Genomic DNA, 17860 nt, shown 5'->3' with positions numbered 1-17860 from the left:
GCCCCACCCCCTGCCCTGACCCCGAGTCCGGCTCGGGGTCCGCTCCGGGACCGGTCAGGGTGCCGGGGCCGCTTCGTTGTCAGTGCCGCGTGGGATGCTTTAAGCGATGGCCAGGAAGACTGCGAATGACGACCCTCTCGCCCCGGTGACCCTCGCCGTGGGCCAGGAGGACCTCCTGCNNGCCAAGGCCGCCGACGCCGACACGGACGTACGTGACCTGACCCCGGACCAGCTGCAGCCCGGCACACTCGCCGAGCTGACCAGCCCGTCGCTCTTCGCCGAGCGCAAGGTCGTGGTCGTACGCAACGCGCAGGACCTGTCCGCCGACACGGTCAAGGACGTGAAGGCCTACCTCGGTTCGCCCGCCGAGGAGATCACGCTCGTGCTGCTGCACGCCGGCGGTGCCAAGGGCAAGGGGTTGCTGGACGCCGCGCGCAAGGCGGGGGCGCGGGAGGTGGCCTGCCCGAAGATGACCAAGCCGGCGGACCGGCTGGCCTTCGTCCGGGGGGAGTTCCGCTCGTCCGGGCGGTCGGCCACGCCCGAGGCGTGCCAGGCGCTCTGCGACGCCATCGGGAGCGATCTGCGGGAGCTGGCCTCGGCGGTCTCGCAGTTGGTCGCCGACGTGGAAGGGACGATCGACGAGGCGATCGTCGGGCGGTACTACACGGGGCGGGCCGAGGCGTCCAGCTTCACGGTCGCCGACCGGGCCGTGGAGGGCCGCACGGCCGAGGCGCTGGAGGCGCTCAGATGGTCGCTGGCGACGGGCGTGGCGCCGGTGATGATCACCAGCGCGCTGGCGCAGGGTGTGCGGGCGATCGGGAAGCTGTCCTCGGCCCGGGGCGGCCGGCCGGCCGATCTGGCGCGGGAGCTTGGTATGCCCCCGTGGAAGATCGACCGGGTGCGGCAGCAGATGCGGGGATGGACGCCCGACGGGGTCGCGGTGGCGATGCGAGCGGTCGCCGAGGCCGACGCGGGCGTGAAGGGGGGCGGGGACGACCCCGAGTACGCGTTGGAGAAGGCGGTCGTGGTGATCGCCCGGGCGGCGCGGTCGAGAGGGCGCGGGTAGGCGCACGGGCGCGCCTGCCCGGCAAGGCCGGCACCGGCCGCCTCGCCCGGCCCGTGCGCGGCATGAGCACCGGAGGCCGGCGTGCGCCGCATGAGCCCCCAGGGCCGGTGGGTCGCATGAGCACCCGAGGCCGGCGTGCGCCGCATGAACACCGGAGGCTGGCGTGGGGCGCATGAGCACCCGGAGCCGGCGTGCGCGGTATGAACACCCGAGGCCGGCGCGCGCCGCATGAGCCCCCGAGGCCGGCGTGGGTCGCATGCGCACCGAAGCCGGGGCGCCCCATACGCACCGGAGGCCGTCGCCCGCCCCATACGGACCGAAGGCCGTCGGCCGCCCCATACGGACCGAAGGCCGTCGGCCGCCCCATACGCACCGAAGGCCGTCGGCCGCCACTACGCACCGGCGGACGGCAGCCAGCAAGAGGAAGAGCACGCCCCGGATGATCCAGTGGTCCGGGCGGACACGGCGAGGAGAATCGTAGGGAGCAGCACAGATGGCCCGCAGCCAGCCAGGCGTGGGAAGGGGTGACGGCCATGGGAGAACACCCGCACGCGGCGCTCGTCCGCAGGGGCTACGCGGCCTTCACGGAGGGTGACATGGATGCCCTGCGTGAGCTGATGACCGGGGACTGCACGCATCACCTGCCCGGGAGTCATCCGCTGTCGGGGGACTACAAGGGGCAGGACGCCGTCATCGACATGTACGGGCGGCTCTTCGAGGAGACCGGCGGGACGCTCCGGGTCGAGCTGCGCGACGTCCTGGTCGACGGCCGCGGGCACGCGGTCGCCGTGCACGTCCTCCAGGCCGACCGCGACGGCAGACATCTCAGCGAGAAGGGAGCACTCGTCTTCCGGTTCGTCGGGGACAAGATCACGGACATCGACGAGTGCGTCGAGGACCTCGACACCGCGAACGACTTCTGGTCGTGACGTCCGAGCGGGACGCCGGCCCCGGTCCCGGTCCCGTGGCGGACCCGGCGGATCCGGGGGGCATGCCGAAGGCCCCGCCGCACGCTCTGGGGAAGAGCGGTACGTCGGGGCCTTCGGATGAAGCTGGTGAGCCCGTTCCCGCGTGGCGAACGCAGGCCGCGAACAGGCTCGTGGGTGCCGGACGGGAGCGGATGAGAGAGGGCCCGCTCTGGGTCCTTCCGGCGGTCAGATCAGAAAGGTTCAGCCCTTGAGGGACGCGACCTTGGAAGCAAGCGCCGACTTCTTGTTGGCGGCCTGGTTCTTGTGGATGACGCCCTTCGAGACGGCCTTGTCGAGCGCACGCGCGGCAGCGCGCTGCAGCTCGGTGGCCTTCTCGACGTCACCCGCGGCAGCGGCCTCGCGAGCCTTGCGGATCGCGGTCTTCAGGGAGGACTTGACGGCCTTGTTGCGCAGCCGAGCCTTCTCGTTGGTCTTGATCCGCTTGATCTGGGACTTGATGTTCGCCACGAAGGAGCCTTTTCAGGTTCTGGTGCGGGGCCGCTCGGGTCCCGTACCGGTGATCCAAAATTTCCTGACGTGCCTCGCGCTGAGAGGGCATGAGGCACAGCCATCTACTGTACCAGTGGCCCTCCGGACGGCCCAAAACGGCCCTGGGTCCCGGCCCGTGGGACCATGGAGACTACGTAACGATCCGACCCGAGGCATAAGGCGCCTCAAGAGACAGGACCCTGCGTGCCCGCGACCCCTAACCATGTGCCCGAGCCGAGCCGTACCGACCCGGCTCTGATCCGCAATTTCTGCATCATCGCGCACATCGACCACGGCAAGTCCACGCTCGCCGACCGGATGCTCCAGCTGACCGGTGTGGTCGAGCAGCGGCAGATGCGTGCTCAGTACCTCGACCGGATGGACATCGAGCGCGAGCGCGGCATCACGATCAAGTCCCAGGCGGTGCGTCTGCCCTGGGCCCCGACCGAGGGCCCCGACCAGGGCACGACCCACATCCTCAACATGATCGACACCCCGGGGCACGTCGACTTCACCTACGAGGTCTCGCGGTCGCTCGCCGCCTGCGAGGGGACCATCCTCCTCGTCGACGCCGCCCAGGGCATCGAGGCGCAGACCCTCGCCAACCTCTACCTGGCGATGGAGAACGACCTCACGATCATCCCGGTGCTGAACAAGATCGACCTGCCGGCCGCCCAGCCGGAGAAGTTCGCCGAGGAGCTGGCGAACCTGGTCGGCTGTGACCCGGAGGACGTGCTCAAGGTCTCCGCGAAGACCGGTCTCGGCGTGGACGCGCTGCTGAACAAGGTCGTCAAGGAGATCCCGGCGCCGGTCGGGGTCGCCGACGCGCCCGCCCGCGCGATGATCTTCGACTCGGTCTACGACTCCTACCGCGGTGTCGTGACGTACGTCCGGGTCATCGACGGCCAGCTCAACAAGCGCGAGCGCATCAAGATGATGTCGACCGGCGCGACCCACGAGCTGCTGGAGATCGGCGTCAACTCGCCCGAGATGCTGCCGGCGGACGGCCTCGGTGTCGGTGAGGTGGGGTACCTCATCACCGGCGTGAAGGACGTCCGGCAGTCGAAGGTCGGTGACACGGTCACCAGCCAGCACAAGGGCGCCACCGAGGCGCTCGGCGGGTACAAGGACCCGAAGCCGATGGTCTTCTCGGGCCTGTACCCGCTGGACGGCTCCGACTACCCGGAGCTGCGCGAGGCCCTGGACAAGCTGCAGCTCAACGACGCCGCGCTGGTCTACGAGCCGGAGACCTCCGCCGCCCTCGGCTTCGGCTTCCGCGTCGGCTTCCTCGGCCTGCTGCACCTGGACGTGATCCGGGAGCGGCTGGAGCGCGAGTTCGGCCTGGACCTGATCGCCACCGCCCCCAACGTGGTCTACCGCGTGATCCTGGAGGACGGCAGCGAGGTCACCGTCACCAACCCGAGCGAGTTCCCCGAGGGGAAGATCGCGGAGGTGTACGAGCCGGTCGTGCGGGCGACGATCCTCGCGCCCACCGAGTTCATCGGCGCGATCATGGAGCTGTGCCAGACCCGGCGCGGCACGCTGCTCGGCATGGACTACCTCTCCGAGGACCGCGTCGAGATCCGCTACACGCTGCCGCTCGCGGAGATCGTCTTCGACTTCTTCGACCAGCTGAAGTCCAAGACGCGCGGGTACGCCTCGCTGGACTACGAGCCCACGGGCGAGCAGTCCTCCAGCCTGGTCAAGGTCGACATCCTGCTGCACGGCGACAAGGTGGACGCCTTCTCGGCGATCACCCACAAGGACCAGGCGTACGCGTACGGCGTGCGGCTCGTCGCCAAGCTCAAGGAGCTGATCCCGCGGCAGAACTTCGAGGTGCCGGTGCAGGCCGCCATCGGCTCCCGGGTCATCGCCCGCGAGACCATCCGCGCCATCCGCAAGGACGTCCTCGCCAAGTGCTACGGCGGTGACATCTCCCGTAAGCGGAAGCTGCTGGAGAAGCAGAAGGAAGGCAAGAAGCGGATGAAGATGGTGGGTTCCGTGGAGGTTCCGCAGGAAGCCTTCATCGCCGTCCTGTCCAGCGATGACAGCGGGGGATCGGCCAAGGGCAAGAAGTAACCGGAGGTAACAGCCGGTGACGTCCGCAAAGCGGGCATCTGGGGGCTCGTCGTACGAAAGTGCGGCGGGCCCCTCCGCTTCCCCGGTGGCACTCTGAGGGGAAAGTGACAGGCCGAAGCCCCTTACGCAGCGGGCGGTCGCCCCTTACCCTGATCCCTGCTCGATAGTTACTCGCGAGTTAAACAACAGCCTGAAACCCCACCGTGAGTTAACCCAGCCGCACCGAGTCAGCCGCGCCGTCGCGGGCCCCGGAGGATGTCTTGAGCGACACACAGACCCTGATCGAGAACCGTCCGCCGTCCGTCGCGGCCCTCTTCCTGGAACGCGTCGCGGCCACACCGGACGCCGAGGCCTACCGCCACCCCGTGCCCCCGGCCTCCGGCCAGGGCCCCGACGAGTGGAAGTCGCTCAGCTGGGGCCAGGCGGCCGAGCGGGTGTACGCGATCGCCGCCGGGCTCATCGACCTGGGCGTCGAGCCCGAGCAGCGGGTGGCGCTCGCCTCCTCCACCCGCGTCGAGTGGATCCTCGCCGACCTCGGCATCATGTGCGCCGGCGGTGCCACCACGACCGTCTACCCGCAGACCAACGCCGACGAGTCGGCGTTCATCCTCGCCGACTCCCAGAGCCGGGTGCTGATCGCCGAGGACGCGGCCCAGCTCGCCAAGGCCGTGGAGAAGCGCGCCGAGCTGCCCGACCTGATCAAGGTCGTGGTCGTCGACCCGGCCGGCGTCGAGAGCGACGACTGGGTGATCACCCTCGCCGAGCTGGAGGAGCGCGGCGCCGCCTACCTGGAGCAGCACCCCCAGCTGATCAAGGAGCGGGTCGGCGCGATCACCAAGGACCAGCTCGCCACCCTCATCTACACCTCCGGCACCACCGGCCGCCCCAAGGGCGTGCGCCTGCCGCACGACAACTGGTCCTACATGGCGAAGGCGATCGCCGCGACCGGCCTGATCGGCGGCGAGGACGTGCAGTACCTGTGGCTGCCGCTCGCGCACGTCTTCGGCAAGGTGCTCACCTCCGGCCAGATCGAGGTGGGGCACGTCACCGCCGTCGACGGCCGGGTCGACAAGATCATCGAGAACCTCCCGGTGGTCCAGCCGACGTACATGGCGGCCGTGCCGCGGATCTTCGAGAAGGTCTACAACGGCGTCGCGGCCAAGGCCCGCGAGGGCGGCGGGGCCAAGTACAAGATCTTCCAGTGGGCCGCCGAGGTCGCCCGCGAGTACGCCAAGGTCAGCCAGGACAACTTCCGCCGCACCGGCACCGCCTCCGTGCCGTTCGGGCTCGCGGCCAAGCACAAGGTCGCCGACACCCTCGTCTACAGCAAGCTGCGCGAGGCCTTCGGCGGCCGGCTGCGCGCCTGTGTCTCCGGCGCCTCCGCGCTCTCCCCGGAGATCGGCTACTTCTTCTCGGGCGCCGGCATCCACATCCTGGAGGGCTACGGCCTGACCGAGACCTCCGCCGCCTCCTTCGTCAACCCGGGGGAGGCCTACCGCACCGGCACGGTCGGCAAGCCGCTGCCCGGCACCGAGGTGCGCATCGCCGACGACGGCGAGATCCTGCTGCGCGGCCCCGGCGTCATGGAGGGCTACCACAAGCTGCCCGACAAGACCGCAGAGGTGCTGGAGTCCGACGGCTGGTTCCACACCGGTGACATCGGCGAGCTGTCGCCCGACGGCTATCTGCGCATCACCGACCGCAAGAAGGACCTCATCAAGACCTCCGGCGGCAAGTACGTCGCGCCGGCCGAGGTCGAGGGCCAGTTCAAGGCGGTGTGCCCGTACGTGTCCAACATCCTCGTGCACGGCGCCGACCGGAACTACTGCACCGCCCTCATCGCCCTGGACGAACTCGCGATCCAGGAGTGGGCGAAGGAGAACGGGCTGGAGGGCAAGCCGTACGCCGAGATCGTCGCCGCGCCGCAGACGGTGGAGATGGTCGACGGGTACGTGCGGCAGCTCAACGCCGGGCTCCAGCGCTGGCAGACGATCAAGAAGTTCCGGCTGCTGCCGCGGGACCTCGACGTGGAGCACGGTGAGATCACGCCGAGCCTGAAGCTGAAGCGGCCCGTGGTCGAGCGGGAGTACAAGCACCTCATCGACGAGATGTACGCCGGTACGAAGGAGGCGTAGCGCGGTCTCGGAGGGGCGGCGGGGGCCGTCGGGCGTCCGCGGGTCGTCCGTGGTTTCTCGCGCGGTTCCCCGCGCCCCTTTGATACTCACCCGCGCTCGAAACGTTCCGTCTTCTGGTCACTTCCGTGACTCGGCGCTTATAGGTGCCCCCGGTCTGTCACCCTGACCGCATGGACAGGGCGGCCATACCGACGCAGCGGGAGGGCGGTGGCGTTCACCCCGGGGAGACGCGGGGCGGGGCCACGCTGCCCGGGAGTGCCCTCGCGCCCGGGGCGGCCCGCGCGCTGGTGCGGGCCGCGCTCGCCGAGATGCCCGGCGTCTGCGCCCGGCTCGCCGACGACGCCATGGCCGTCGTCAGCGAGCTGGTCACCAACGCCGTCGTGCACGCCGGCACCGACGTGCACGTCGAATGGCGGCTGGAGGAGACCGGTGCGTTCGTGGTCGAGGTGCGCGACCGGCACCCGTCCCGCGCCCCGCGCGACGCCACCGGCGGCGAGGGACCGTACGACACCCCCGAGTACGGGCGCGGACTGCGCCTCGTCGCCACGCTCGCCGAGTCCTGGGGCGTCACCTACCGCACCGGCGCCAAGACCGTGTGGGCGCGGCTGCCCCCGGGCGGCGCCGACGCCCCGGACGGACCCGCTCCCGAGCCCGCCCTGGGGGTCGCCGCGGACCTGGCCCCGCAGCCGCACCGCGCCGACGGCGACCGGGACTGGCTCGGCCGGGGCGCCCTGTCCTTCCTCGCCGAGGCCTCCGACCTGCTGGCAGGGCAGCTGGACGAGAACCTGGTCGCCGCGCTCACCGGCCAGCTGGTCGTGCCCCGGCTCGCCGACTGGTGCGCGGTCTGGCTGGAGGACGAGGCGACCGTCCGCGGCGGCGCCGGCAACGGCCCCTCCCGGGTGTGGCACGCCAGCGAGTCCCGCATCGAGGAACTCACGCGCGCCCTGGAGAAGGAACCGCCGGGCCCGCCGGACGGGCTGCGCTCCGGCCCCGAGCACTACCCCTGGCCCGGCCACGCGCTCGGCCCGCAGGGCGCCGACGGCACGGCGCTGTCGTACCGGCTGATCGCGGGCGGCCGGCCGCTCGGCACGCTGGTCATCGGCCGGTGCGGACCGGCGTGCTTCCCCGACGAGATCACCGGGCTGGTGGAGGACCTCGGCCGCAGGGTCGCGCTGGCCATCGGCGCGGCCCGCCAGTACGCCCGCCAGGCCACCATCAGCGCCGTCCTTCAGCGCGGCCTGCTGCCCGGCGCGGTCGCCGAGATCCCCGGCGTGCGCAGCGCGCTCGTCTACGAGCCCCGCGACAAGGGCGGCCCGAGCGGCGACTTCTACGACCTGTTCCCGGCCGGCGACGGCCGCTGGTGCTTCGCCGTCGGCGACGTCCAGGGCAAGGGCCCCGAGGCCGCCGTGGTGATCGGGCTCGCCCGCCCCTGGCTGCGCCTCCTGGCCCGCGAGGGCTACCGGGTCGCCGACGTCCTGGACCGCCTCAACCAGCTCCTGCTGGACGACGCCACCGAGGCCGCCGACGCCGCCGCCCGCGCCCTGGTCGCCGCCGGCGCCCGGCCGCTGACCGCCGGGGACGGCCCGCAGACCCGCTTCCTCTCCCTCCTCTACGGCGAGCTGACGCCGTACGACGGCGGGGTCCGCTGCACCCTCGCCTCCGCCGGCCATCCGCTGCCGCTCGTCCTCAGCCCCGACGGCACCGTGCGCACCGCCGCCCGCCCGCAGACCCTCCTCGGGGTCGTGGAGGACGAGACGTACACCAGCGAGACCCTGGAGCTGCGGCCCGGCGACAGCCTGCTGTGCGTCACCGACGGGGTGACCGAGCGGCGCTCCGGCACCCGCCAGTTCGACGACGGCGACGGGCTCGCCCGCGCGCTGTCCGGCTGCGCCGGGCTCAGCGCGGAGCTGATCGCGGAAAGGATCCGCCGCCTGGTCCACGACTTCGGCGGCGGCCTGCCCGAGGACGACCTCGCGCTGCTGGTCCTCCAGGCGGAGTAACGCCCGCGGTGCTGGACAATGGAAGGCATGCCTTCCGCACTCCCCGACGGCGAGCCCGTCCCCGCCGACGGCGCGCTGCCCGCGCACGCGCTCGCCGGGGCCGCCGCCCGCCCGCTCGGTTTCTACCTGCACGTCCCGTACTGCGCGACCCGCTGCGGCTACTGCGACTTCAACACCTACACCGCGACCGAGCTGCGCGGCACGGGCGGGGTGCTCGCCTCCCGGGACAACTACGCGGACACGCTGGCCGACGAGGTCCGGCTGGCGCGGAAGGTGCTGGGCGACGACCCGCGCGAGGTCCGCACGGTGTTCGTCGGCGGCGGTACGCCGACGCTGCTGGCCGCCGAGGACCTCGTACGGATGCTGGGGGCGATCCGCGACGAGTTCGGTCTCGCGCCGGACGCGGAGATCACCACGGAGGCGAACCCGGAGTCCGTCGACCCCGCGTACCTCGCCACCCTCCGCGAGGGCGGCTTCAACCGGATCTCCTTCGGCATGCAGAGTGCCAGGCAGCACGTGCTGAGGATCCTCGACCGCACGCACACCCCCGGCCGCCCCGAGGCGTGCGTGGCGGAGGCGAGGGCGGCGGGCTTCGAGCACGTCAACCTGGACCTGATCTACGGCACGCCGGGGGAGAGCGACGACGACTGGCGGGCCTCCCTGGAGGCCGCCCTCGGTGCCGGGCCCGACCACGTCAGCGCCTACGCGCTCATCGTGGAGGAGGGCACCCAGCTGGCCCGCCGGATCCGCCGGGGCGAGATCCCGATGACCGACGACGACGTGCACGCCGACCGCTACCTGATCGCCGAGGAGATGCTGGGCGCGGCGGGCTTCGAGTGGTACGAGGTGTCCAACTGGGCCACCTCCGAGGCGGGCCGCTGCCTGCACAACGAGCTGTACTGGCGGGGCGCCGACTGGTGGGGCGCCGGGCCGGGCGCGCACTCCCACGTGGGCGGGGTGCGCTGGTGGAACGTGAAGCACCCGGGGGCGTACGCGGCGGCCCTCGCGTCGGGGCGCTCTCCGGGCGCCGGGCGCGAGCTGCTGTCGGACGAGGACCGGCGGGTGGAGCGGATCCTGCTGGAGCTGCGGCTGCGCGAGGGCGTGCCGCTGTCCCTGCTGAAGGAGGAGGGCCGCGCCGCGTCCCGGCGGGCCCTGGCGGACGGACTCCTCCAGGAGGGGCCGTACGAGGAGGGGCGGGCCGTGCTGACCCTGCGGGGGCGGCTGCTGGCGGACGCGGTGGTGCGGGACCTGGTGGACTGATCACTCCCGCGAGTGAATCCCCCCGGAACGCCGGTTCGGTCCCTAACCTGGTTCGTGGGCTGCCGCCAAAAGGACGCGGCGGATGTGGAGGGCCACGGAGATGACCGCTGTGGACGAGCGTGGGATGACCAAGTTCTTCGAGGAGTTCGAGCCTCCGGAGGGCGTGAAGGTCGAGCTTCTCCGGGGAGAAATCGTGATGATGGCCGCTCCAGATCTGGTGCACAACCGGATTGTGGAGGAGGTGCAGGACCAGATCCCGCGCAGGCGCTGGGAACGGCTGCAGACAACGGACGTGGACATCATCAACGAGGCCAGCGAGCCCGTTCCGGACCTGGTGGTCATTCAGCGCGGTGTCGCCCCGGAGTCGGGTCGTCTGCTGCCGTCGCAGTTGATCACGATGGTGGTCGAGGTGGTCTCCAAGACGAGTGTCGACCGGGACTACGGCGTCAAGCGCTCCATCTACGCAGCAGGCGAGATTCCCGCCTACCTGATCATCGACCCGATCGTGGCACACTGCGTTCTGCTGACGGAGCCCATCGGTGAAGGGGACGAGGCCGACTACCGGGCCCAGCGGATCACGAAATTCGGCGCCTCTCTCCCGCTGGAATCCCTCGGGATCGAGCTCGACACCACCGAATTCGGCACCTACCAGGGCGTCAGGCCCCACCGCTACCCGTGACGAAGTCGATCAGCTCCTCCACCCGCCCCAGCAGCTCCGGCTCCAGATCCTTGTAGGACCCCACCCGCTTCAGGATCGCCTGCCACACCGCGCCGGTGTTCTCCGCCGGCCAGCCCAGCGCCCGGCACACGCCCGTCTTCCAGTCCTGCCCCTTCGGCACGGCCGGCCACGCCGGGATGCCCAGGGAGGCGGGCTTCACCGCCTGCCAGATGTCGATGAACGGGTGGCCGACCACCAGCGCGTGCTCGCTGGTCACCGACTCGGCGATCCGCCATTCCTTCGAGCCCGGCACCAGGTGGTCCACGAGCACGCCCAGGCGGGCGTCGGGGCCGGGGGCGAAGTCGGCGACGATCGCCGGCAGGTCGTCCACGCCCTCCAGGTACTCCACCACCACGCCCTCGATGCGCAGGTCGTCGCCCCACACCTTCTCGACCAGCTCGGCGTCGTGCCGGCCCTCCACGTAGATGCGGCCGGCGCGGGCCACGCGCGCGCGTGCCTGCGGGACGGCGATGGAACCGGAGGCCGTACGGGCGGGCCGTGCCGGAGCCGACGAGGACGGCCGGACCAGCGTCACCACGCGGCCCTCCAGCAGGAAGCCGCGCGGCTCCAGCGGGAACACCCGGTGCTTGCCGAAGCGGTCCTCCAGGGTCACCGTGCCCGCCTCGCAGCGGATCACCGCCCCGCAGAACCCGGTACCGGGCTCCTCCACCACCAGACCCGGCTCGGCCGGCACCTCGGGCACGGGCTTCGGCTTCTTCCACGGCGGGGTCAGGTCGGCGGAGTACACACGAGGGCGCGGGCCCGAAGGGCCCTCGCTGGAGGGGCGGTGGCGGGAGACGGGTGGACGCATTCGGATGACGATAGGAGAAGCGGCCGACCCGCACGCACGACACGCCGGTATCCGCTCCGAAAGGCCGCTCAGATCACGCCGAACCGCGCGGCCAGCGCGTCCCGTTGACGTCGTACGAACCCCGCGTCGACCACCGCTCCGTGACCGGGCACGTACAGCGCGTCCTCGCCGCCGAGCGCGAGCAGCCGGTCGAGCGCGTCCGGCCAGCGGGACGGGACCGCGTCCGGGCCCGCCTGGGGCTCGCCGGACTCCTCCACCAGGTCGCCGCAGAACACCACCTCCGGCTCGCCCGGCACCAGCACCGCCAGGTCGTACGCGGTGTGCCCGGGCCCCACGTTGGCCAGCAGCGCCTGGCGGCCGGCGCCGAGGTCGAGGGTCCACTCGCCGGAGACCAGGTGGCGCGGGGCGGCCAGGGCGTCCACCGCCTGGTCCGCGTCGGACACCGGCAGACCGTTCCTGATCGCGTCCAGACGCAGCTCCTCGCGCTCGTGCGCCAGCGCCGCGTCCAGGCCCACCGCCCCGTACAGCTCCGCCCCGGCGAACGCGGCGGCGCCGAAGACGTGGTCGAAGTGGGGATGGGTGAGCGCGAGATGGGTCACACGGCCGCCGGCCAGCTCCTCGGCCCGCGCCCGCAGCCGGGCGCCCTCCGCCAGGCTCGAACCGGCGTCCACGAGGAGTGCCGTCCCCTCGCCGATGACCAGCCCCGCCGTGCAGTCCCAGCCGGGCAGCCGGCATCGCCCCACCCCGGTGGTCAGCCGCTCCCACCCCAGCTCTTCCCAAGTCACGGTCATACCCGCGACGCTAGCGGTAAGGACCCGGTACGGCGGCCCGACCTTGCCCAGTGTGTACCCGGCGGCCGTACACTGGGCCGGGGAATGCTGGCACTCGCATGGGAAGAGTGCCAGGCGGACGACCCGATGGGACGAGGGGACGACGTGCTGGAGGTGCGCGCGAATGCTGAGTGAACGCAGGCTTCAGGTACTGCGCGCCATCGTCCAGGACTACGTGGGCACCGAGGAGCCGGTCGGTTCCAAGGCGCTCACCGAGCGGCACAACCTCGGGGTCTCCCCGGCGACCGTGCGCAACGATATGGCGGCCCTGGAGGACGAGGGGTACATCGCCCAGCCGCACACCAGCGCGGGGCGGATCCCCACCGACAAGGGCTACCGGCTGTTCGTGGACAAGCTCGCGGGCGTGAAGCCGATGACCGCGCCCGAGCGCCGGGCCATCCAGAACTTCCTGGAGGGCGCCGTCGACCTCGACGACGTCGTGGCGCGCACGGTGCGGCTGCTCGCGCAGCTGACCCGGCAGGTCGCCGTCGTGCAGTACCCGTCGCTGACCCGGTCCACGGTCCGGCACGTGGAGCTGCTCTCGCTCGCCCCGGCGCGCGTGATGCTCGTGCTGATCACGGACACCGGCCGGGTCGAGCAGCGCATGGTCGACTGCCCGGCGCCGTTCGGCGAGGCCTCGTTGGCGGATCTGCGGGCGCGGCTCAACAGCCGGGTCGCGGGCCGCCGGTTCACGGATGTGCCGAAGCTGGTCGAGGACCTGCCGGAGGCCTTCGAGCCGGAGGACCGCGGTACGGTCTCCACGGTGCTCTCCACGTTGCTGGAGACACTCGTGGAGGAGAACGAGGAGCGGCTGATGATCGGCGGTACCGCCAATCTCACCCGCTTCGTGCACGACTTCCCCCTCACGATCCGGCCCGTCCTGGAGGCCCTGGAGGAGCAGGTCGTGCTCCTCAAGCTCCTGGGCGAGGCGAAGGACCCGGGCGTGACCGTGCGCATCGGCCACGAGAACGCCCATGAAGGACTCAACTCCACCTCCGTCGTGTCGGTCGGCTACGGTTCGGGCGGCGAGGCAGTCGCCAAGCTCGGCGTGGTCGGACCGACCCGCATGGACTACCCGGGAACGATGGGAGCGGTACGCGCAGTGGCACGGTACGTCGGACAGATCCTGGCGGAGTCGTAAGTGGCCACGGACTACTACGCCGTTCTCGGCGTGCGCCGCGACGCGTCGCAGGATGAGATCAAGAAGGCGTTCCGCCGGCTCGCGCGCGAGCTGCACCCGGACGTCAACCCGGACCCGAAGACCCAGGAGCGGTTCAAGGAGATCAACGCCGCTTACGAGGTGCTGTCGGACCCGCAGAAGAAGCAGGTCTACGACCTCGGCGGCGACCCGCTCTCCCAGTCGGGCGGCGCGGGCGCGGGCGGCTTCGGCGCCGGCGGCTTCGGCAACTTCTCCGACATCATGGACGCGTTCTTCGGCACGGCGTCGCAGCGCGGTCCGCGCTCGCGCACCCGGCGCGGCCAGGACGCGATGATCCGGATCGAGGTCGAGCTGGACGAGGCGGCCTTCGGGACCACCAAGGACATCCAGGTCGACACCGCCGTCGTCTGCAACACCTGCAACGGTGAGGGCGCGGCTCCCGGCACGTCCGCGCAGACGTGTGACATGTGCCGCGGCCGGGGTGAGGTCTCGCAGGTCACCCGGTCCTTCCTGGGCCAGGTCATGACCTCCCGGCCCTGCCCCCAGTGCCAGGGCTTCGGCACCGTGGTGCCGACCCCCTGCCCGGAGTGCGCCGGTGACGGCCGTGTCCGCTCCCGGCGGACCCTGACCGTGAAGATCCCGGCCGGTGTCGACAACGGCACCCGGATCCAGCTGGCCGGCGAGGGCGAGGTCGGCCCCGGCGGCGGTCCGGCCGGCGACCTGTACGTCGAGATCCACGAGCTGCCGCACCCGGTGTTCCAGCGGCGCGGCGACGACCTGCACTGCACGGTCACCATCCCGATGACGGCGGCGGCCCTCGGCACCAAGGTGCCGCTGGAGACGCTGGACGGCATGGAGGAGGTCGACATCCGGCCCGGCACCCAGTCCGGCCAGTCGATCCCGCTGCACGGCCGGGGCGTCACGCATCTGCGCGGCGGCGGCCGGGGCGACCTGATCGTCCACGTCGAGGTCACCACCCCGACCAAGCTGGACCCCGAGCAGGAGCGCCTGCTGCGCGAGCTGGCCAAGCTGCGCGGCGAGGAACGGCCGCAGGGGCAGTTCCAGCCGGGCCAGCAGGGGCTGTTCTCCCGGCTCAAGGACGCGTTCAACGGCCGCTGAGCCATGGCGTGCGGGGTGCTGCGGCGCCCCGCTTGCCACCGTCCTATGCAGGGGGAAGCCCCGATTCGGAGTCGTACGGAGGACGTGACACCATGCGGTCATGTCCTCCGCGCTGACCGATCTCTTCCCCCACCCGATCGTGCAGGCCCCCATGGCGGGCGGAGTCTCCGTCCCGCAGCTCGCCGCCGCCGTCTCCGAGGCCGGTGGCCTCGGGTTCCTCGCCGCCGGATACAAGACCGCCGACGGGATGTACCAGGAGATCAAGCAGCTGCGGGGGCTCACGAACCGCCCCTTCGGCGTGAACGTGTTCATGCCCCAGCCCGAGCACTCCGAGTCCGGCGCCGTCGAGGTGTACGCGCACCAGCTGGCCGGCGAGGCCGCCTGGTACGAGGCCGAGCTGGGCGACCCGGACAGCGGCCGGGACGACGGCTACGACGCCAAGCTCGCCGTCCTCCTCGACAACCCGGTGCCGGTGGTCTCCTTCCACTTCGGCGTGCCGAGCCGGGAGGTGCTCGACACGTTCCGCCGGGCCGGGACGCTCACCCTGGTCACCGCCACCACCGCCGAGGAGGCCCGCGCGGTCGAGCGGGCCGGGGCGGACGCGGTGATCGCGCAGGGCGTGGAGGCCGGCGGCCACCAGGGCACCCACCGGGACCTCCCGGAGAACGACCGCGCCGGCATCGGACTGCTGTCGCTGATCGCGCAGATCCGGGAGGCCGTACGCATCCCGATCGTCGCCGCCGGCGGCATCATGCGCGGCGGCCAGATCGCCGCCGCCCTCGCGGCGGGCGCGAGCGCGGCCCAGCTGGGCACCGCCTTCCTCGCCACCCCCGAGTCCGGCGCGCACGCCCTGCACAAGCAGGCGCTGACCAACCCCCTGTTCGCGCGCACCGAGCTGACCCGCGCCTTCTCCGGCCGCCCGGCCCGCGGACTGGTCAACCGCTTCCTGCGCGAGCACGGCCCGTACGCCCCCGCCGCCTACCCGGAGGTCCACCACCTCACCTCGCCGCTGCGCAAGGCCGCCGCGAAGGCCGGGGACGCGCAGGGCATGGCGCTGTGGGCGGGGCAGGGCCACCGGATGGCCCGGGAGCTGCCGGCCGGACGGCTGGTGGAGGTACTGGCGGAGGAACTCGCCGCGGCCGGGACAGCGTTGTCCGGCCTGCCCGGGGCCGGAGGTGACCCGCGATGACCGCTCCCGTCTTCGTCGTCGACCGACTCGACCGGGTCGGGCCGGAGTTCGTGCTCGACGGGCCCGAGGGACGGCACGCCGTGTCCGTGAAGCGGCTGCGGCCGGGCGAGGACGTGGTCCTCACCGACGGGCGCGGACGCTGGGCGGAGGGGGTCGTCAAGGCCGCCGAGGGCAAGGACCGCCTGGTCGTCACGGAGCTGTCCGTGCACGAGGAGCCGCCGGCCGGCCCGCGCATCACCGTCGTCCAGGCCCTGCCCAAGGGCGACCGGGGTGAACTCGCCGTCGAGACCATGACCGAGGTCGGCGTCGACGCGATCGTGCCCTGGCAGGCGTCCCGCTGCATCACCCAGTGGAAGGGCGAGCGGGGGCTGAAGGCGCTCGGCAAGTGGCGGGCCACCGCCCGCGAGGCCGGCAAGCAGTCCCGCCGGGTCCGCTTCCCCGAGGTCGCGGACGCGGCGACGACCAAGCAGGTGGCGGCGCTGCTCGCGGGCGCGGACTTCGCCGCCGTCCTCCACGAGAGCGGCGACGCCCGCCTCGCCACCGCCGACCTGCCCGCCGAGGGCGAGATCGTGCTGGTCGTCGGCCCCGAAGGCGGCGTCTCCCCGGAGGAGCTGGCGCTCTTCGCGGAGGCCGGCGCGCGGCCCTACGTCCTCGGCCCCACCGTCCTGCGCACCTCCACCGCCGGCACCGCCGCCGCGGCCCTGCTGCTGGGCCGCACCGGCCGCTGGTCCTGACCCGTCAGGGAGACACCGTGGAACTCGCCCAAGTCCGGCTCCTCGTCACCGACTTCGCCGCCTGCTACCGCTTCTACGCCGACGTCCTCGGCCTCAAGCCGCAGTCCGGCGCGACGGGGGGCCCGTACGAGAAGTTCAGCCCGCACACCGGGTCCGCCGGGATCGCGCTCCAGGACCGCGCGATGATGGCCGAGGTCCTGGCCGAGCTGGGCGACACCGCCACCGGCCACCGGTCCCTGGTCGTCCTGCGCGTCGACGACCTCGACGCCTACTGCGCGGAGATCGCCTCCCGGGGCGCGACCCTCCTGCACGGCCCGGCCCCCATGACCGACCGCATGCGCGTGGCCCACCTCAAGGACCCGGAGGGCAACCTGGTGGAACTCCAGGAGTGGCTGCTGCTGCGCGGCTGACGGCGGGCAGCAGCGCCCACCCGTCCACGTCACCGGTCACCGGCCCGCGCCGCCGCAGCTCGTCCACGAAGGCCCGTACGACACCGGGTTCGTGCAGGTTCGCGCTGTGCCCGTGCCGGTCGGAGACCAGACCGGAGTGCGCGCCGTAGCCGCCGACGGCCACGCCGGGGAACACGATGTGCGTCGGGAACCCGGCCCGGTGCAGCGTGAGCACCTCCGTGCAGGGCCCGCCGTCGGTGTGCCGGTGCCGGACCTTCCAGAGGTACTCGGTCCCGTCGGGCAGGACGAGCCGCCGGAGCCCGCGTTTGCTGCGCATCGGGCCAGAGTAGACGGCGGTGCGCCCGAACGGGTGAGTGGCCGTATGCGGCCTTCCGCGGGATGCGGGCCGGTGGCACGCTGCCGGACATGGGGTTAGGGAAGCGGATACGGCGCGGGCAGCGGGCGGTGGCCGCGGCGGGACTCGTCGGGGTGGTCGCGGGGGCCGCCGTGGCGTGCCAGCCGGGCGGGCTCGGGTCCGCGACCGTCGCGTACACCACCGATCGGACCGCGACCGCGGCGCTGGAGCGCCGGAACGTGGACGTCAGATGGCTGACCTGTACCGGGAGTCACGGCGGGGACCGGGGCGGGAGCAGCGGGCCCTCGCCGTCCGACACCACGCTCGTCACCGTCGACTGCCAGGGCGAGACGGGCGACGGGCGGAAGATCGCCGTCGCCGGGGTGGTCACCAAGGCCGTCGACGGGGCCTGCGTGCGCGGGGACCTGGCGGCCGAGGTCGACGGCAAGCAGGTCTTCCGGGTCAGCGGGCTCGGCGACTGCTCCGGCACGCCGGGACCGACGTACCGCCCGCCCACCGGGGGGCAGCCGAGGCCGACCGTGACCGTCACCGTCACCCG

17 protein-coding genes are annotated in these 17860 nt (G+C 72.3%); 13 read left to right on the top strand and 4 right to left on the bottom strand.

What is annotated here, in order from left to right; translation table 11 throughout:
• The first annotated feature begins 106 nt into the window (after positions 1 to 106).
• On the top strand, positions 107 to 1066 hold the full coding sequence (gene holA, locus CCN44_RS26940; protein ID WP_086700281.1) for a DNA polymerase III subunit delta: 960 nt from the start codon (positions 107 to 109) through the stop codon (positions 1064 to 1066).
• A gap of 533 nt (positions 1067 to 1599) precedes the next feature.
• Positions 1600 to 1995, top strand: a complete 396-nt coding sequence (locus tag CCN44_RS26935) for a nuclear transport factor 2 family protein (RefSeq protein WP_059249499.1) — start codon at positions 1600 to 1602, stop codon at positions 1993 to 1995.
• A gap of 240 nt (positions 1996 to 2235) precedes the next feature.
• Here CCN44_RS26935 and rpsT read toward each other — a convergent pair whose 3' ends face one another.
• Positions 2236 to 2502, bottom strand: a complete 267-nt coding sequence (gene rpsT, locus CCN44_RS26930) for a 30S ribosomal protein S20 (RefSeq protein WP_004001350.1) — start codon at positions 2500 to 2502, stop codon at positions 2236 to 2238.
• Between the two features lie 225 nt (positions 2503 to 2727).
• Here rpsT and lepA point away from each other — a divergent pair, with 225 nt between their 5' ends.
• The 5 genes from lepA to CCN44_RS26900 all read left to right on the top strand — a co-directional run bounded on the left by lepA (position 2728) and on the right by CCN44_RS26900 (position 10676).
• Positions 2728 to 4602 carry a translation elongation factor 4 gene (lepA, locus tag CCN44_RS26920; protein ID WP_086700278.1) on the top strand — a complete coding sequence of 625 codons (1875 nt, stop codon included), beginning with the start codon at positions 2728 to 2730 and terminating at the stop codon, positions 4600 to 4602.
• A gap of 260 nt (positions 4603 to 4862) precedes the next feature.
• On the top strand, positions 4863 to 6737 hold the full coding sequence (locus CCN44_RS26915; protein WP_059249497.1) for an AMP-dependent synthetase/ligase: 1875 nt from the start codon (positions 4863 to 4865) through the stop codon (positions 6735 to 6737).
• Between the two features lie 170 nt (positions 6738 to 6907).
• Positions 6908 to 8737: a SpoIIE family protein phosphatase gene (locus CCN44_RS26910; RefSeq protein WP_272935014.1), complete on the top strand. Its 1830-nt coding sequence runs from the start codon at positions 6908 to 6910 to the stop codon at positions 8735 to 8737.
• A gap of 27 nt (positions 8738 to 8764) precedes the next feature.
• Entirely contained in the window at positions 8765 to 9997 is a 1233-nt protein-coding gene (gene hemW, locus CCN44_RS26905; RefSeq protein WP_059254980.1) for a radical SAM family heme chaperone HemW, read from the top strand.
• A gap of 100 nt (positions 9998 to 10097) precedes the next feature.
• Complete coding sequence (locus tag CCN44_RS26900) at positions 10098 to 10676, top strand: Uma2 family endonuclease (protein WP_059254979.1); 579 nt, start codon at positions 10098 to 10100, stop codon at positions 10674 to 10676.
• Here CCN44_RS26900 and CCN44_RS26895 read toward each other — a convergent pair.
• Positions 10654 to 11526, bottom strand: a complete 873-nt coding sequence (locus CCN44_RS26895) for a DUF3097 domain-containing protein (RefSeq protein ID WP_272935015.1) — start codon at positions 11524 to 11526, stop codon at positions 10654 to 10656. The genes CCN44_RS26900 and CCN44_RS26895 overlap by 23 nt on opposite strands.
• 68 nt (positions 11527 to 11594) lie before the next feature.
• Entirely contained in the window at positions 11595 to 12317 is a 723-nt protein-coding gene (locus tag CCN44_RS26890; RefSeq protein ID WP_059249494.1) for an MBL fold metallo-hydrolase, read from the bottom strand.
• A gap of 163 nt (positions 12318 to 12480) precedes the next feature.
• On the opposite strand from CCN44_RS26890, the gene hrcA reads away from it, so the two are divergent.
• The 5 genes from hrcA to CCN44_RS26865 all read left to right on the top strand — a co-directional run bounded on the left by hrcA (position 12481) and on the right by CCN44_RS26865 (position 16967).
• Positions 12481 to 13497, top strand: coding sequence for a heat-inducible transcriptional repressor HrcA (gene hrcA / locus CCN44_RS26885; protein ID WP_059249493.1), 1017 nt, complete (start codon positions 12481 to 12483; stop codon positions 13495 to 13497).
• On the top strand, positions 13498 to 14634 hold the full coding sequence (gene dnaJ, locus CCN44_RS26880; RefSeq protein ID WP_059249492.1) for a molecular chaperone DnaJ: 1137 nt from the start codon (positions 13498 to 13500) through the stop codon (positions 14632 to 14634). It abuts the gene before it with no gap.
• Between the two features lie 100 nt (positions 14635 to 14734).
• Complete coding sequence (locus CCN44_RS26875; protein WP_059249491.1) at positions 14735 to 15823, top strand: nitronate monooxygenase; 1089 nt, start codon at positions 14735 to 14737, stop codon at positions 15821 to 15823.
• On the top strand, positions 15820 to 16557 hold the full coding sequence (locus CCN44_RS26870; protein WP_059249490.1) for a 16S rRNA (uracil(1498)-N(3))-methyltransferase: 738 nt from the start codon (positions 15820 to 15822) through the stop codon (positions 16555 to 16557). The genes CCN44_RS26875 and CCN44_RS26870 overlap by 4 nt, the downstream gene beginning before the upstream one ends.
• Before the next feature lie 17 nt (positions 16558 to 16574).
• Positions 16575 to 16967 (top strand): VOC family protein, encoded by a 393-nt coding sequence (locus CCN44_RS26865; RefSeq protein WP_059249489.1) that lies wholly within the window; start codon positions 16575 to 16577, stop codon positions 16965 to 16967.
• Here the strand turns inward: CCN44_RS26865 and CCN44_RS26860 are convergent.
• Positions 16909 to 17283 (bottom strand): hypothetical protein, encoded by a 375-nt coding sequence (locus CCN44_RS26860; protein ID WP_079080955.1) that lies wholly within the window; start codon positions 17281 to 17283, stop codon positions 16909 to 16911. The genes CCN44_RS26865 and CCN44_RS26860 overlap by 59 nt on opposite strands.
• 89 nt (positions 17284 to 17372) lie before the next feature.
• Here CCN44_RS26860 and CCN44_RS26855 point away from each other — a divergent pair.
• A partial coding sequence (locus CCN44_RS26855) for a hypothetical protein (protein WP_086700284.1) occupies positions 17373 to 17860 on the top strand: 488 nt, incomplete at its 3' end.

This window comes from Streptomyces tricolor (genome assembly GCF_002155905.1).
Taxonomy (GTDB): domain Bacteria; phylum Actinomycetota; class Actinomycetes; order Streptomycetales; family Streptomycetaceae; genus Streptomyces; species Streptomyces tricolor.
This window is presented reverse-complemented; position numbering and strand designations above follow the sequence as displayed.

Excerpts from the sequence above, each read along its gene's own strand:
- CCN44_RS26875 (WP_059249491.1), top strand. The coding sequence starts at position 14,735 with ATGTCCTCCGCGCTGACCGATCTCTTCCCCCACCCGATCGTGCAGGCC.
- CCN44_RS26900 (WP_059254979.1), top strand. The coding sequence starts at position 10,098 with ATGACCGCTGTGGACGAGCGTGGGATGACCAAGTTCTTCGAGGAGTTC.
- CCN44_RS26860 (WP_079080955.1), bottom strand. The coding sequence starts at position 17,283 with ATGCGCAGCAAACGCGGGCTCCGGCGGCTCGTCCTGCCCGACGGGACC.
- CCN44_RS26890 (WP_059249494.1), bottom strand. The coding sequence starts at position 12,317 with ATGACCGTGACTTGGGAAGAGCTGGGGTGGGAGCGGCTGACCACCGGG.
- hrcA (WP_059249493.1), top strand. The coding sequence starts at position 12,481 with ATGCTGAGTGAACGCAGGCTTCAGGTACTGCGCGCCATCGTCCAGGAC.
- CCN44_RS26870 (WP_059249490.1), top strand. The coding sequence starts at position 15,820 with ATGACCGCTCCCGTCTTCGTCGTCGACCGACTCGACCGGGTCGGGCCG.
- CCN44_RS26935 (WP_059249499.1), top strand. The coding sequence starts at position 1,600 with ATGGGAGAACACCCGCACGCGGCGCTCGTCCGCAGGGGCTACGCGGCC.
- CCN44_RS26895 (WP_272935015.1), bottom strand. The coding sequence starts at position 11,526 with ATGCGTCCACCCGTCTCCCGCCACCGCCCCTCCAGCGAGGGCCCTTCG.
- hemW (WP_059254980.1), top strand. The coding sequence starts at position 8,765 with ATGCCTTCCGCACTCCCCGACGGCGAGCCCGTCCCCGCCGACGGCGCG.
- CCN44_RS26910 (WP_272935014.1), top strand. The coding sequence starts at position 6,908 with ATGGACAGGGCGGCCATACCGACGCAGCGGGAGGGCGGTGGCGTTCAC.